This is a genomic window from Photobacterium sp. R1 (genome assembly GCF_054600795.1).
Map to the genome: position 1 here is coordinate 173,821 of NZ_BAAHZP010000009.1, position 16,179 is coordinate 189,999.

Annotated in this window: 12 protein-coding genes; 5 read left to right on the forward strand and 7 right to left on the reverse strand. The window is 48.5% G+C overall.

Annotated features, from left to right (window positions below; genetic code table 11):
- The first annotated feature begins 52 nt into the window (after nt 1-52).
- The 3 genes from ACYP03_RS16160 to ACYP03_RS16170 are packed head-to-tail and all read left to right on the forward strand — an operon-like array spanning nt 53 to nt 3,510.
- Nucleotides 53-769, forward strand: coding sequence for a response regulator (locus ACYP03_RS16160; protein WP_459780999.1), 717 nt, complete (start codon nt 53-55; stop codon nt 767-769).
- Nucleotides 770-781: 12 nt separating this feature from the next.
- Nucleotides 782-2,227: an ATP-binding protein gene (locus ACYP03_RS16165; RefSeq protein WP_459781000.1), complete on the forward strand. Its 1,446-nt coding sequence runs from the start codon at nt 782-784 to the stop codon at nt 2,225-2,227.
- Complete coding sequence (locus tag ACYP03_RS16170; RefSeq protein WP_459781002.1) at nt 2,224-3,510, forward strand: ABC transporter substrate-binding protein; 1,287 nt, start codon at nt 2,224-2,226, stop codon at nt 3,508-3,510. The genes ACYP03_RS16165 and ACYP03_RS16170 overlap by 4 nt, the downstream gene beginning before the upstream one ends.
- On the opposite strand, the gene ACYP03_RS16175 is transcribed toward ACYP03_RS16170, so the two are convergent.
- Together ACYP03_RS16175 and ACYP03_RS16180 are read right to left on the reverse strand one after the other, a co-directional pair.
- Nucleotides 3,504-4,493 carry an alpha/beta hydrolase family protein gene (locus ACYP03_RS16175; protein WP_459781004.1) on the reverse strand — a complete coding sequence of 330 codons (990 nt, stop codon included), beginning with the start codon at nt 4,491-4,493 and terminating at the stop codon, nt 3,504-3,506. The two genes, ACYP03_RS16170 and ACYP03_RS16175, sit on opposite strands and share 7 nt — an antisense overlap.
- 84 nt (nt 4,494-4,577) lie before the next feature.
- Nucleotides 4,578-4,766 carry a hypothetical protein gene (locus tag ACYP03_RS16180; protein WP_459781006.1) on the reverse strand — a complete coding sequence of 63 codons (189 nt, stop codon included), beginning with the start codon at nt 4,764-4,766 and terminating at the stop codon, nt 4,578-4,580.
- Between the two features lie 310 nt (nt 4,767-5,076).
- On the opposite strand from ACYP03_RS16180, the gene ACYP03_RS16185 reads away from it, so the two are divergent.
- Together ACYP03_RS16185 and ACYP03_RS16190 are read left to right on the forward strand one after the other, a co-directional pair.
- Nucleotides 5,077-5,421, forward strand: coding sequence for a cupin domain-containing protein (locus tag ACYP03_RS16185; RefSeq protein ID WP_459781008.1), 345 nt, complete (start codon nt 5,077-5,079; stop codon nt 5,419-5,421).
- A 221-nt stretch (nt 5,422-5,642) separates the two neighbouring features.
- Nucleotides 5,643-6,473: a glycine-rich domain-containing protein gene (locus tag ACYP03_RS16190; RefSeq protein WP_459781010.1), complete on the forward strand. Its 831-nt coding sequence runs from the start codon at nt 5,643-5,645 to the stop codon at nt 6,471-6,473.
- A gap of 150 nt (nt 6,474-6,623) precedes the next feature.
- Here ACYP03_RS16190 and ACYP03_RS16195 read toward each other — a convergent pair whose 3' ends face one another.
- The 5 genes from ACYP03_RS16195 to ACYP03_RS16215 all read right to left on the reverse strand — a co-directional run bounded on the left by ACYP03_RS16195 (nt 6,624) and on the right by ACYP03_RS16215 (nt 16,052).
- Nucleotides 6,624-7,709, reverse strand: a complete 1,086-nt coding sequence (locus ACYP03_RS16195) for a toxic anion resistance protein (RefSeq protein WP_459781012.1) — start codon at nt 7,707-7,709, stop codon at nt 6,624-6,626.
- Entirely contained in the window at nt 7,706-8,425 is a 720-nt protein-coding gene (locus tag ACYP03_RS16200) for a phospholipase D-like domain-containing protein (RefSeq protein ID WP_330960231.1), read from the reverse strand. The genes ACYP03_RS16195 and ACYP03_RS16200 overlap by 4 nt, the downstream gene beginning before the upstream one ends.
- Entirely contained in the window at nt 8,422-13,293 is a 4,872-nt protein-coding gene (locus tag ACYP03_RS16205) for a DNA repair ATPase (RefSeq protein WP_459781014.1), read from the reverse strand. Before ACYP03_RS16205 ends, ACYP03_RS16200 begins: the two co-directional genes overlap by 4 nt.
- 61 nt (nt 13,294-13,354) lie before the next feature.
- Nucleotides 13,355-15,442 (reverse strand): peptidase, encoded by a 2,088-nt coding sequence (locus ACYP03_RS16210; protein ID WP_248142052.1) that lies wholly within the window; start codon nt 15,440-15,442, stop codon nt 13,355-13,357.
- A gap of 16 nt (nt 15,443-15,458) precedes the next feature.
- Nucleotides 15,459-16,052: a DUF1449 domain-containing protein gene (locus ACYP03_RS16215; RefSeq protein WP_459781017.1), complete on the reverse strand. Its 594-nt coding sequence runs from the start codon at nt 16,050-16,052 to the stop codon at nt 15,459-15,461.
- Nucleotides 16,053-16,179 lie beyond the last annotated feature (127 nt).

Consider the following 16,179-nt stretch of genomic DNA (forward strand, 5'->3'; position numbering starts at 1 on the left):
ATGTTGAAATGATGTATCAGATACACAAATGGAATAAGCAACGCGGTCAGGTATGAAGAACACCAGAGAAATGAAGACGATTCTCGTCGTGGACGATAATCAGGAACTCAGGGATGCACTCACTGAATACCTTGGTCGCTCAGAGTTTCATGTACTGACTGCCTGCGATGGCGAAGAGATGTGGGCACACTTCAATCAGGCCGAACCGAATCTGATCATTCTCGATATTATGATGCCGGGAGATGACGGGCTAACCCTCTGCGGTCAGATCCGGAAGCGTTCCAATGTGCCGATTATCATGCTGACCGCTGTGACCGATGAAGTGGATCGGATTGCCGGTCTTGAAATCGGAGCTGATGATTACATCACCAAGACATTCAGCCCGAGAGAACTGCTGGCGCGAATCAAGGCCTTGCTGCGCCGGACTCAGGTCACACACGGAGAAGCCGCATCGCACCATCTGGTACAGTTTTCCGGCTGGACCTGTGACCTGATAAAACGTCGTTTAATCAGCAAAGAGGGCGAAATCACTCCGCTCTCCGGGGCTGACTTCAACCTGATCAGCCTGATGCTGGAAAAGCCGAATCAGTTACTCAGCCGTGACAATATTGCCCGCTGTATCTGGGGAAGGGATGCCGAACCGTTTGAACGGGGGATCGACGTCCAGATCAGCCGCCTGAGAAAACATCTGCATGATGATGACCGGTCTTTGATTCTGACCGTCAGAAACAAAGGCTACATGCTGGCCAGTGATGTGATAACGGTGTAATTGATTCTCCTCATGAAGCTGACTTCTCTATCATCTCTTTTTTCTTCCATCACTTTTCGTATTGGTGCAACGCTGCTCATCGTTATCGTGATTGCGGAACTGATCGCCGGACTGATCTGGTATCAGTCCGGTGCAAAAAAAGAAGCCGAAAACCTGCAGAAAACCATGACAAGTCTGATGTCGAATGCCGCAGACACCTATAACTATTTCCATGTGCTGCCCGTGAATTATCGCTACCTGATCCTGAACCAGATACGTGAAATGGGCGGTACGCGCTTTTTTATCTCGATTAACCAGCGGAAATTACCCGTCACCCTCCCGACAGCAAATGACCGGACTGAACTGCTGCTTTCAACCGCGCATGATGTACTGGGTCAAAAGATAAACCACGCAGAGCAAATCGATATCGCTTTAAGCCGGCGTCAGGACCTGAGGGTCTTCAATTCCGGAATCAAACTGGATGCTCTCCCGGAAATCTGGGCCAGTTACAGCCTGGCTCTTGGAGACATGGACTTACCCATTGTCGTGATGCAAATCCGGATGTCTGAGCAGGAATGGTTTTATCTGGCAGCCACCTTACCTGTCCCTTTTTCATCGCTGTCGCCCCAGTTTATCGACCAGAAACAGCTCATGTTCCTGGGTGTCTCTTCACTGCTGTTGGTCCTTTGTACGGTCTGGCTGCTGCGAATGGAAATCCGGCCAATTCGCAGGCTGGCTAAAGCCGCAACCCTGATGGGTGGACAGCTCTATGTCGAAGAAGTACATGAAGAAGGCAGTAAAGAGACACGGGCAGCCGTCCGTGCTTTTAACAAAATGAACCGGCGGGTTCGTGCTTATATTCGTGACCGGGAAATGTTGTTCGGTGCCATTTCTCACGACCTCAAGACACCGCTGGCCTGTCTGAAGCTGCGCACAGAAATGCTGGATGATGAACAGGCTAAAGTACGATTTGAAAAAATTCTTGATGAGTTCGACCTGATGCTGAAAGGTGCGTTGCAATGTATCCGGGACACCGATATCCATGAGGAACCAGAATGGATCGATATGACTCAGATGCTCGAACAGTGTGCCAGCTATTACAACCGCAACGATCCCAGAGTCCATTTGTTTACCAATGAGCCAATTCATTTTTTGGGTAAGCCTCTGGCAATCAAGCGATGCTTATACAACATCGTCGATAATGCAGTGAAATATGGCAAAAAGGTAGACATTCAGCTGGAATGTTCAGAAAACGACATCCAGATTCAGTTCAGAGACTATGGCCCGGGACTCGATAAGAAATGGTCAGAAAAAGTATTCGAACCTTACTTTCGCGTCAATCCGCAAGATGAGCTGGGTTCCGGCCTGGGGTTGACGATATCACGCAGTATTGCACGCAGTCACGGTGGTGACCTGACATTACAAAACCATCCTGCGCAGGGGCTGGTCGTGCTAATCCGATTGACGAGAGACACATGAAACGATTCCTTCTTTTCTGCATCTGTGCATTGACGCTGCCAGTTTCTGCCTCAGAACCAGCTTCATCACCAACGTCATCGATGAAAGAAATCGAATTTTTGCACTGGTGGACCGCCAAAGGTGAAGTTGCTGCCTTCAATCTGGTCAGAGAAGCACTGGATAATGCAGGTGTCCATATTTTGGATCTGCCCGTCCCGGGTGGCGGTGGAGATACAGCCATGTCTATCCTGCAGGCACGTGCTATCGCAGGAACGCCGCCAGATCTGGTCCAGCTGGAGGGGCCTTCCATTCAATCCTGGGCGGCGCTGGGTTTTCTCCATCAATTAGATAAGGTTGCAGCAGACGGCAACTGGCAGGAAAACCTCTTACCTATTGCCCGGGATGTCAATCAGTATCAGGGGCACTATGTGGCCATACCGATCACAGTCCATCGCCTGAACTGGATGTGGATTAACCGCAAGGTTCTGCGGACATACGGACTGGCTATTCCCACCACCTGGGATGAACTCATTGATGTTTTCGCCCGCCTGAAGAAGCAAGGTGTTGAGCCGCTGGCTCTGGGTAAAGAACAATGGCAAATTGCATTGCTGTTTGAAAATCTGGCCTTTGGCTACGGCGGCGCCAATTATTACCAGCGTGCCTTTATCAACATGGACCCCGAAGCGCTTAACAGTCAGATAACCTATGACATTCTGGCGAGATTCAGAGCCATCAGCCAACTCGTCAAACCCGGGATGTCACACATGCGCTGGGACGAAGGTACTCAATTGCTGATTGAAGGTGAGCGGGCATTTCAGATTTCCGGGGACTGGGTGCTGGGCGAACTGCTTGCCGGAAAAGTGAGTATTCCGGACGCGATCGGATGTTACCCCACCCCATCGAAACAAACGGGCTTTATTTACAATATGGACAGCTTTGCCCTATTTGACAGCCCGCGAACCCATCCGGAAACAGCTAAGATTGTCAGTCAGACATTGTCTTCCCCTGCCTTCCTGAAAGCCTTCAACAAAGTGAAAGGGTCCATTCCTGCAAGGAAAGATATTACATTAGATGGCTTTAACCGCTGTTCTGTGAAAGCAAAAGCAGACATGCTTACCGCTTCCCAAACCGGCCAATTGATCCCAAGTATTGTTGATTCCATGGCGGTCAGCCCACTGGTACAACAGGCGACATCCAGTGAAATTCTTCGTTTTTTTAATGATGACAATATGAAGCCTGAAGACTTTATTCTTCATTTGCAAAATATTCCGCGCGGGGATAACGTCAGCAATGCCACCTACTGACTTTTGTACATCATATCGTTATTTAACCAGGTCAATAGCGTTGGCAGAGCACCAGGTGCCATTGCGTCCTGTTCCATCCACATCAGCTTGATCCACTGCAACAAGCCAAACTGCTGCGAATGAAAGGTGTCCGCTTTGAGTAAACCATGACTGGCATTTTTGATCAGCTGCGTTGTTACCCAGGGGTTCGGATGCACTTGCCACCAGCGATATTCTGACCGGGCATCAACATTGAGGTCTTGATCTCCCCAAAGCAACAGGGTCGGAATAGCAATACGCGGATAATCTGCCTCAGCGTTCGATTGAAAATTACGCAGCACGAATGAATACCGTTCCTTCGAAAGATCCCCCTCCCCGACAACAGACTGATAATGCAGAAAAGAAGGCTGAGTGCGCAATAATGCAATCTCTTTGTCGTAATCAGCTAAACCCGCCTTAAGCGCTTCCGAAGATGCTCCGGTGATTGCCAGTCTTGTTCTGGCGTAATACCTTCCCTGAGCGATCCAGTCAGATGCGAAACCAATACCGATCATGAAGCCAAAGCCAGAGGGCTGTTTTGCCAGTTCAGGGAGCACCCACCCCGCCTGACTGAAACCGACCAATCCGGTCTGTTTTGATGTAAAACCATATTTATCTTGAACAGCTTTTGCGGCAGCCCGAACTTCGGACTGACGATCGGACATTGACTGATTCAGCCAGCGTCCAGTCGATTTCCCCACACCGGGTTTATCCCAGCTAAAAATAGCAAAGCCCTTCTCCCTCAGAGGTTGCCAGAAAATGGCATAATACCCATCGGCGTCATAAGTCATCGCGCCATCACCATGGACAAAAAGCAGTACAGCCTTTGCATGCTGGCCATTCAAAGGCGACTGATATTGCCCGGAGAGCTGATGCCCACTATGCAGAAATACCACTTCTTCTGACGCAATGGCACACCAAGACCAAGTCCAAAGACAAAACAGGAACAAGCAACGTTGAAACATGGATAACTCCTTTTTCAACCATCCAGGATAATCATGTGGAAGATTGCACCCTAATTTTAAACGTTCGAGTTTACACTTCGTCTGTTACAAAAAGCGCAGGTACATCAAGAAAGATACAATGCGCGAAATATCTCCCTTCATCAATAAAGAGTGATAAATAGGACTCAAAACACTAAAACTAAGTCTATCGCCTTCTATCGGAACATCCTCGGCTTTTCCGCCAACACAGATTTGGGCAGCGCACAGGGCAACTTCAAACTCAATATTGGTCACGGGACTTGCCTGGAACTTTTTCCTTTCGATATGTATCGGTCTGAAAATCAGGAGACAATCGCACATTTTTCGATAGAAGCGCAATCATTAAAAAATTCCATCTGTTTTTTACAGTCCAAAGAGGTAAAGATATTGAGAGGTCGAGTTTAAGTAAAACATAATAATGGTACAAAAATCAGAAAAGTTCTTTTTATCTCAGGTCCTGATGGCGAAGAAATTGAACTGATTGAAAGATTCATCTAAATTCAATTCAACTGCTTATTAAATGATGAGCGCAATCAAAAGCAATTTCAGCCCAGAGGGAAAGACCATGAGATATATAATTCTGCTTTTGATGCTGTCATTGCCAACTTTCAGCGACTCGGCATCCGAATCTGACCATAAAGAAATCCTGTTAGATAATGACCGTGTACAGGTTGTACGTCTGACCTACCCGCCCGCGACTGAATCCGGCATGCATACACACCGCTATCCAAACCGGACCGTCTACGTCCTGAAAGGTGGCTTGCTTGAACTCAGCTCATCCGGTTCAGCAAAACCAGCCAAAACACTACAAATTAAAGAAGGTATGACCTTGTTTGCTCAGGCTGAAACGCATAATGTGAAAAATGTGGGTTCAACTGAGATTGTGCTTCTTGAAACAGAGTTAAAATAATTTATCTCCTTTCAGAAGAAGAACACTTGAAAAACTTCGAACAATTTTTACACCTGAAATAAAGAGCACCAGTATCAAGAAAGCAGCAACGCAATTGTTGCTGGTTTCTCATCGCATTCAAATTTATGCATTGTTCTGCAAATGCAGCCATTCATTAAAGCATCAGACTTTTCTGTCGCCTATTCAACTACATCAGAAAGCCAAATGCATTTGAACAATCAATGAACACTTCCATTTTCGTCTTCATCACACTCATCCCTCTCGGTATCATCGCTTACGTATGGATAAAGACCACCACATATCTCAGAACTGAACATATAAAAAAATATCGTTTCCCGCCGCCACTTAAAGCAAAGGTAAAAGCCTGTTACCCGCACCTTTCAGATGACGAAATAGAGCTCGTATTTGAAGCACTTCGAGATTATTTTCTGATTTGTTCTCAAACACCCCTGAAAGCGATTTCTATGCCTTCTAAAATTGTCGATGTTGCCTGGCATGAGTTCATTTTAGCAACCAAAACCTACCACCACTTTTGCCAGAAATCTTTTGGCCGTTACTTCCACCACTCGCCCGACTGGGAAAGCAATACAACAGCCTCCCGAAGATTAAGAAATGAACAAAGCTGGCGATTCATTTGTCTCCACGAGCAAATCAGCCCTGGATATCCACGGGAAATGCCGCTGCTGTTTTCAATTGATGAACAACTGAACATAGAAGATGGGTTTTGTTATCACCACAGCCCAAGGAAAAGATCCATCCATGTCAGCACCATTGACTCTGCCAATGAGGACGGGTGGTTTCTCTATTGTAAAACGCCCCTCTGCTCCGAGGATGACGACGATGGGTCAGAAGGTGACTATGATGACGATAACTACGATGATTGCAATGACAGCAGCAGTCACAACGATACAGACAACGACTATCGCAATGGGTCTGATACCAATGACAATTATCATTACACCAGTGGATTTGACAGTGACAGCAGCAGCCAAAGCTGCAGCGGTGGTGGTGGCTGTAGTAGTTGTAGCAGCTGTAGTTCGGGTGGGGATTGAATGTTCAGCTGACAATTGTTATCGATCTTGACACATCAAGAAAACAAAGTGATTTGCAATCACCACCGCCATAGATGGTGGTTTAAAGATAACAACAAAAACGGCAGCCAATCGCTGCCGTTTTTTCTTTATCTGATTTCACTATTGCACTCAGTTTTCCAGCGTCTGCTGCAACGCCAGTTTCAGTTCCTGCTCCGCCTTTGCAATCACTTTTTCGGCTTGTTCACGTTGCTGACGACCTTCTTTCACCCGAGACAAGGTATTGTTCAGTGTTTCAATGGTCAGTTGGTTCACGGCCTGCAAAGATTCAAGATCCAGAATGCCACGCTGGTAGTTCTCTGCAATCTGCTCTTCCAGTATTTTCAGACCCTCAGCATTTTTCACGTACTGTTTATTGGTGTAATCCTTCACAGCACGGGTCACTTTCAGGGCTTTTTCTTTCTCATAATTCGAAATCGCGATCAGGAACTGACGTTTCCACAGTGGGAAGGTGTTATGGACGATATCCTGGATATCTTCCATCAGCATTTTATTCCCTTCCTGCGACAAACGAATCTGCGGTGCGGTTTGGACAGCAGCCATCCGGGTCAGCGCCAGATTGTGCACGCGTTTTTCCAAACGGGCGACAGCCTGACTGGCATCCCGGTACTTCTGAGCTTCCAGTGCATCTCCTGACTGCTCCGAAGCAGTCAGGAGTTCAGGCAATACGTCAGTTTTCAACTGATCCAGCTTGTATTGCCCGGCAGCAATGTATTGCTCCAGCCCTTTCAGCAAATCCAGATTGTTATCATAGAGCCCATCGAGCTGACTGATATCATGCGCCAGTTTCACTTCCTGCGCTTCCAGTTGCTGAGACAACTGCTCCAACTGTTGCTTCACAGAATCAAAACTTCGGGAAAACTTCTTAAATGAATCAAAAAGCTCTCCAATCAGCGGTAAATTCGCCAAAAAGCTGTTGCCTTTCAGCTGATCAAACGCCGCACTGTCCATCGATTCCACCATGGACTGCAGAATTTCACCCGCATCGCCCGTATCCCGGACACGAATCTGTTCCAGCACGTGATCAGAAAACGCGGTGATCTTTTCCAGTGCTTCCTTACCAAAAGTAATGGTCGCCACCGAATCAAACGGATCAAACCGCTCTGCTAACGCCACAATGTCCGGTGTCAGTTCAGCTGGTCCATTTTCCTGCAATTGTTCCGTCGTTTGCTTCACTGGCTCCACAAGATGACTCATGCCCTTCCTCCTTGGGTTGGCTGATGAGAGGGGAAACGCTGCCACAGTTGATCAAACTGTTCCTCAAATGCCGTTAAAAAGCGGCGATCGTCGGTCAGCGTGATATCTTCCTGATTATATCTGGACGCGCTTCGTGTCCAGTTGAAGCTTCCGTTAATCAGGCGCATCCCATCAAACACAGCAAATTTATGATGCATATGATACGCCGTCGTATCAATTTTGACCGGAACGCCTTTACGGGCAAGATAATCAATATCACTGCCGGCGTCATTGACCTTGTCGTTATCCGTGATGATCCGCACCTTTACCCCACGATCATGAGCAGCGAGAATATGTTTGGTCAGTTCATCATCGGCAATAGTGAATACACAAATATCCACTTTGCTTCTGACTTGTCTGAGCTGCTCAATAATACCCGCAGCACAGGCACGTCCGGGAGAAAACCAGCTGGTTGCCACCTCTGCAATCGCCGAACTTCGAGTGTTATCAAGCACTTTTACAACACGTTCAAGCCAGCGGAGGACAGAAAGGGACGAAGTCCCTTCCTGAATGGCTTGCTGGGCCAGTTTAAAGCTCTGATTCCGAAGGTAAGCGCGATCGTCATCTGACAGACCGGCTTCCATCAGAGAAACCTGCAACTCACGACGTTCGTTGTCGTCTAAACGACCATCCTGTAATGAGTCACTTAACCAGTCGAGCCATTGTTGCTGATTCATTCCAGATCCTCCAGCCTGACCGGCTGAGCAAAACGCGCGATATGCTGATTCAGCATCGCCAGTTGCTGAACAACCTGACCGGCGCGGTCACTGTCATCACCCATCATTTGTTTCCGCTGATAGGTCTGCTTGATTTCATCCCAGCGAGCCATTTGTGCATCGGTCATATTGCCGCGCAACTCAGCCAGTTTCAGCAGGTTTTCTTCAGTCCCGTTTGCCAGCGTCTGTGCTTCACCCTGGTAGTGATCTTGCAGCAGGGTATTAAGCTCTTCATCCGTCATCACAGAAGAAATTTTCTCAGCCAGTTTATTCATGTTCCGGTAAGAACCCTGCAGTTTAAACGAAGGTTCGACACGGTACTGATCCGCAGTCGCCGCTGAAAGAATGTACTGCTGATTCACTTTCAGTACCGTCTGCTGAACCTGCATCAGTTTCTGCAGGGTTGCGACAATTTCGTTGGCTTCCGTGGAAGAATACGAGTGCGACATATCACTGAGCGCAACACCGTCACCCTGTGCCATCTTCACGAAACGATACAGATCATTCAGATCGCGGGTCGCGAGAGGTGCCAGGACCGGGTTAGATGTAAGTGAGTTCTCAATGAAGCTGAGTTCAAAGGCAGACTGCTGATCCGACAGCATATCACCCAGGTTGTAGATATCTGCACGGTTTGCCAGCATATCCGGAATCCGGAATGCTTCACCGGTTTCGGTATACGGGTTCCCTGCCATCACAACCGCGAACTTCTTACCGCGCATGTCGTAGGTTTTCGTCTTACCCTGCCAGGTCCCTTCAATCCGTCGGGTACCGTCACAAAGCGAGATAAATTTCTGGAGCAGCTCAGGGTTGGTATGCTGAATATCATCAAGATACAGCAGCACGTTATTCCCCATTTCCAGCGCCAGGTTAATTTTCTCAATCTCACGGGCCGAGTTCTGATCCGGAGCGTCCGCCGGATCCAGCGACGTCACCTGATGGCCGATCGACGGGCCATTGATCTTCATGAAGACCAGACCCAGTTTATGGGCCACGTATTCAATCAGCGTCGTCTTACCGTAACCCGGTGGTGAAATCAGCAGCAGCATCCCCATCAGGTCAGTCCGCTTCTTATCACCCACGGTGCCCATTTGCTTGGCAAAGTTATCCCCAATCAGATGCAGATAGCTGTCGCTGATGAGTTTGTTCCGGACAAAAGATGTCAGCGGGCGCGGTTTGAATTCGCTCAGTCTGAACTGTTCTTTCGCCTGATTGAGCAAATGCGTCCGCTGGCTGAGATAGGCCTCAAACTGCGGCACAATCACACGACGGTGGTGCTCACAACGCTGAATGAAATCGTCCAGAACCAGTGTCAGCTTACCGCTTACCAGGTTGTCATGTTCGCCCAGCAGAGCGCGAACTGAGCAAGCCAGTGAGAAATCCACACTGTTCAGCAGACGGCTTGAGTGGGTTTTACAGACCGCGATCGCCGCTGCTTCCACCACAAAGGCCTGACCATACTGCTTCTGTAGCGTATATGGACCCAGCCACTGCTGATGATCCACAAAAGCAACGTCCAGCGTATTTTCATCACCTTGCCAGCCCAGACTACGGCGGAACTGCAGATAATCCTCACACAGTTCATAAGCATCCTGGCTGACTTCAATCTGTACATCCGAACCGGACAACAGTCGAATCAGGTAATCACTGCTTTCGAGCGCAGCGGGTCCCTGAACGGATTCTGCCAGCAGAACTTTCAGATCATTGAATGCGTCGGCGGCATTCAGGTGCTCTTTCAGCATCTGAGCATTTTTGGCCTTCAGCCCCCAGCTTTCCAGTGCTGTCTCCGGCTGTGCGATCAGCCACAGTAAAGCATGCGCACGGGCTGCCTGACTGAAACGCAACAAACCAGCCTGCTCAAACGTCGGTAAAAGCTGCTGCAGAATCAAGGCTGCATCGTGGTCATGAATCCCTTTGACATAGCCTTCTTTGTAACGAGGCGCTGCAAATCGCTGAACCATTGGCAGCAACTGCTTTTCTCTGCCCGCCTGATACAGGATGTCCAGAGACAGCTCTGCCTCTTTGTTCATCGCGCTGTATAGCATCAGGTAAGCCAGATACTCACCACGATAGACAACGTCACTTTCAGAAGACACATCCAGACGTGCGATTTCTTGCAGCTTCAGAAATCCTTCATCCTCAATCGGCTGATAGAAATCCGTCCCGGAAATATGTGTACAAAGCCGCTTGTTATGTTCGACCAGACTTAAATCCAGTGCCTGCTGATTCACACTGAATTTATGACGACCCAGACGAAGGACTTTCCCGCCATCTTCAAAGATATCCTGATTATCCCGCAGGGCGCGCAGCGACTGATCCTGCAACGACTTCAGACGGGAATCCAGACTGTCGGCTTTGACGCTGTCACCCAAATCGCGAATGGACTGCGACAACTGGTGCAGCTTCAGCACCATGGCATCGGTTGCGAAATAACTGTTCAGTGATTTCACATCGTCAAAACGGGACACCCGTTTTTCAATACTGCCCATAGTGACATTGGCAGCCTGCAGCAGATTCTGGACCCGACGCTGCTGCGCGGCGATCAGTTGCTGCTTGTGGTTGTCCAGCGTGGACTGAATTTCATCACGTTTGGCGTAAATTTCAGCCAGGAACTGATCGAAATCGGCAAAACGTGATTCAAGCTTATCGAGCTGCCCCACCAGTTTTGCCAGCTGAGTATCGCATTCATCCGGCGTCGTCGCCTGCTCCATCGCACTGCTGACCGATTGACCCAACAGCTTGAACTGTGCACTGAATTCAGCCTGAGCTTCATCACTTTGCAGACTTTGCGATTTGTTCCGCAGTTTGGCGGACACCGCATTCAGCAGTGAAGAAACTTCCGTTGTCAGATCCAGAATCCGGGTTGACTGCGTCGGATCATCGGTTTCAATGTCCGTGACTTCTTCCGAAACCAGCTGTAAATCAGCGCGGAGCGTTTCAACCTGCTTTTGCAACGCCTGAATGTCAGCCGTTTTACTGACTGTCACCAGCGCTTCTTCGATTTCATGAATCTGCTGCTTGAACGGCTGGTACGCTTTTTCTTCCTGCAACAGCGACAACAAATGCTGATTGAGCTGCTCACGATGATGCTGCAATTGCTCCAGCATTTCATCGACACGTTCAGTGTCCATGTAATGCTGCTGACGCAGCGCCATGGTCGCACCGACCTGAGCTTTCACATCAGACAACAGACCTAACAGGACATTCGCCTGTTCTTTGGGTGCCAGTTTGATTTTCGCAATCAAATCCGTCACCACTTGCTGATGTTCTTCAAGGCTTTCTGATGCAAATTTTTGCATCTGCAGTACTTTGGCAAACTCATCAATGATTTTGTTTGCCGTATCCATCAGAACATTGATCACCTCACCCATGCCGAGCGCATAGTCATGGTTCAGCCAGTGATAATGATCCAGTGTGGTCTGACACTCTTTCAGCAGCACTTCAAATGCCACCTGAGTCACTTCTTCGGATTGCGCCAGCTGGCAAATAGACAGCACAGATGACAATGCGCGGACCAGCTCAGCGTTACCCAGATTAAACAGCGGACTGGAACCATCAGCAGAAGCATTCTGCGCAGTATAATATTCCGGTGTAGAGAATGGCGTATCCCAGATGCGCAGCGGGTGAATCGTCGACGCTTCCGCATTTTCTGACGCCTGGAATACCAGCATCCGACCATCCGGATACAAACTGAAACCATGGCTTTCCAATGGCGCAGCAAACTTCTTCTCAATTATGTTGTAGGTAAAGCCAACATAGTGGCCTTCAAGCATATTGAAGAAGAAATAAAGGATGTCTTCACCATTGGGTGAAGCAATTTTCTGGAAGAACTTCAGATGCTGCCACGGCATGTCAAACTGCTTGCTCTCGCCGTTCGCCAGAACAAAACCATGGGAGTACAGCACACCGTGATCTTCCGGCAGCGATTTCGCACTGTGACGCAATGCATCCGCGCGCGTGACCGACTGGTTGATCGGGTTATAAATGAAATAGCGGGAGTGCTTTTCACGGTTCGGGCGAATCTTCAGTGCAATCAGATCACCGATAAAGGCGTATTCGATCTGGGCATCGGCCACACTCTGGTGCGGATCCTCCACCACTTCACTGTAAATCCCCTTGCCGTCATCCGTGTTGTCTTCCACTTTAATGGTCAGATCGCCGCCGATACACTCCACAAAGAGCTTATCGCGAATCGACACATGCGGATGCGTGCCGGCAACATGATCATTTCGTGTGGTCGCAATCCACTCGAAATCATGCTGCTGAACGCTTTCCAGTTGCTGATTCCCCAGCGAATCCAGGTATTCAACCGAATTTGCGTTCAGCTGGAAACGAAACACCTTCCGGTCTTCCGGCCGCATACCAATCTGGAACGCAATATACAGCATGCTTTCCTGACGAGAGATCTGCGTCAGACGCGCATCACCGTAGTAAGTGAAGAGTTCAGTGAATTCGTGGAGAAAACGTGAATCAGTCAGGAAGCTGTTTTCGAGCGGCAGAGGTTCGATACGGAAGGTACCGTCCTGTTCATGCAGCTGATATAAGCCAAAGACATCTTGCAGAGACGGGGCTGATTTCAGGCCAAGGTGAACCTGATAACCGAAGAGCAGTTGCTGATTGACCTGTGCCATATCGATCGGAATCGAGCGGGCTTCGGTCTGAACATTCGCCTTGCCGACCAGCTGGCTTTCACGGCCGCCAAAAATAGCCTGACGATTTTGATTAAAGGTCTGCGAAAGGGATTTGAGCTGTTTGCCTTGCTGAAATAAACGGGATTTCAGTATTTCGTACGCCCCACCCTCGCTCACCGCTTGTTGAGTTGTTTCGGACATGCATTTACCTAATCAATCCCGCCTCGAACGAGGCGGGATCGCGTGGGATGAAAGACGTGGATTATGAGTTCGTTTCTGATTTGGTGTTCAGAGAGGTCTGAATTTTCTTCAGTAACTCAGTCGCACCGCCCTGTGAATTCAGCAGGCTGGCCAGAGCAACATTACTCAGGTCGCTGCTTTTCAGATCTGTGTTTTCCAGGATATCTTTGATGTCCTGAGGCATGCTGCGCTGGCCTTTGATGTATTCAGAAACCAGTGGATTCAGCACTTTAGATTCATCGAACTTGGCATCCATTGCAGCCGCATCCATGATGGTACGACGGATTTGCTCCATGCCTTCACCACCAAACAGCTTGATATCAGCCTGAGACAGTGCCTGTGCCAGGGCTTTCGCATTTTCGCCCACAACAGCTTTCTGCGCATCAATGCGTGCAATTTCCAGCTCTTTCTCTTGTTGCAGCTGCATCACCCATCTGTCGTGTTCACGGGTATGCTCATCGTACTGCTGTGCTGCTTCAAAGCGGGCAGACTGAGCTTCAGCTTCTGCCAGACCTTTCGCACGCATTGCCTGCGCTTCTGCTTCACCAGCGGTCTGCAGTGTGTACGCTTCCGCTTCACCCACTTCACGAATCGCCAGTGCACGCTCACGTTCAACTTCGACTTCTGCCAGACCGGTCGCGCTGATCATTTCTTTCTCAGCTTTCGCCATACGCTCTTTCGCAGCTGCTTCACGCTCTTTCGTAACGTATTCAGCTTCAGCACGCTTGGTCGCAACAATCTGCTCAGCTTCTGCTTCACGGGTCTTCACAGCCAGCTCATTTTCAGCATCACGGGTTCTGATCTTCAGTGCCGCATCGTTTTCGATCAGCAGACGCTCCGCTTTCTCACGGGCAGCATCTTTCTCTGCACGCGCAGCGACCAGCAGCTCCAGTTGTTTCGCTTCAGCGATGGCTTCAGCTTCAGTCAACGTCACACGCTTCTGACGGTTCACTTGCTCATGAACACGCAGGTTTTCAGTTTCTTCCTCTTCGCGGGCAATCTTACGTTCAATTTCCACACGCTGAGAACGGGTTTCTGCAACCGCCTTCAGAGATTCCTCAACCGTCGTCTCTTTCAGCATTTCTTTCTCTGCAACTTCCGTTGCAGTCCGAACTTTCTCGGTTTCAACTGCACGGTTCAGCTCTTCCTGCTGAATAGCAACCTGGCGCTGGTTCGCGATGCGTGTCATTTCGACTTCCATCTGAACACTTTCACGCTTCTTAGCCACTTCTTCTTCAGTTTCCAGCTTCGCCAGTTGCGTCACACGCTCGTATTCTTCACGCTTTTCAGAAGTCAGAGCTTCTTCCTGTGACTTGATGATTTCGATCTCACGCTTCGCACGGGCAACACTTTCCTGTTCCTGTTTATCCAGTTGCAGACGGTTCGCTTCAGCTTCAACGTTTTTCTTCTTGATCGTTGTGCGCTCATCCTGACGAATTGCATTCGTTTCCGTATTCTTCTGCGCCGTGATCATTGAGATCTTACGGATACCTTCCACATCCAGAATATTGTCCGGGCTGTGAGCATCTAAAGACGTCTGGTCGACTTTATCGATAACCACGTCATAGATTTTGAAACCGTCCATTTCACTGCCAATTACATCAACAACAGCGTCACGGAATGCACGGCGGTTTGTCAGCAGTTCTTCAAATTCAAACTGTTTAACTGCCGTTTTCAGGGCTTCAGAGAATTTCGGCTGGAAGTGTTCTTTCAGACGTTCGATATTCGAGGCTTCATGAGCAGTAAACAGCTTCGCAACACGAACAATATCTTCTTCTTCGTGATTCACGCCGATATAGAAATCAACTTTCAGGTCTGCACGAATATTGTCACGGCAGTGCAGGCCTTCATACTCTTCACCTTCCTGATCTTTACGACCACTGCGAATCACAGAGATCTTTTTACGGGTGATATCCATGTACTCATACTGGTTCACCACCGGCCAGACAAAAGTACCGGTCAGTGATGCTCGGGTCGCATGCAGACCATTCACGATCAATGCATCACCTTCACCACGGACCTTTTTATATCGTGTTGTGAGAAAAATTAAGATCAGTAAAAATATACCGACTCCAGCACTAATGAATATTACGCTTGGAGAGATTTGCATAGCCAACTCCTTATGCTTAGCTATTTTTTGCCACTATATAATGATTTGTTGTTTTATCTTGTGAGACGATAATCACTTCATCGCCGTATTCCATTGATGTCTCCGGCTCAATTGCACGGGCATCAAGTAAGAATTCATTACCTTGATGGTGAACCACCACTTCACCCCGAGTCTGGCTGACAGCACTGCTGTGAACCCTGGCTTTCAGGCCAATAAAATCGACCTTGGCAAAACTTTTCTTTCTGTCAAACAAAGGTGCCAGCGGTTTCAGCAGCCAGGCTGAAATCCATAACGCCAGATAAGCTGTCACCGGGATAGAAACCACCTCAATGACAATCATCCAGCTTGCTTCAGAAACAGCAGCAAGCCCCTGGTTCAGGTAAAAAGACAGGATCGTCCCAATAAAGAAGCTGACACAAAGCGCCACCATCAGCGGAACTTTCGACAATATCGGCGGTAATAACAAACCGGCTCCCGGTATGTTTTCAGCGTCAAAAAAATCAACGTCCGGCGCCACACTTTCAACAATGTTGAACACCAGATCCACCAGCATAATCATCAGAAAGATGGCGAAAGGAACAAAAAAAACATTGGTAGGGAAAGATAACAATATTGATATCATCTCGTCTAAGGTCATACTTACCAACTATTTTACAGAATGATTAAATTTATTTTTATCTGGAATCTGGTCACATTTGGCGACCGTATATAAGGGAAAGTTAAAAAAGGCTCATTGA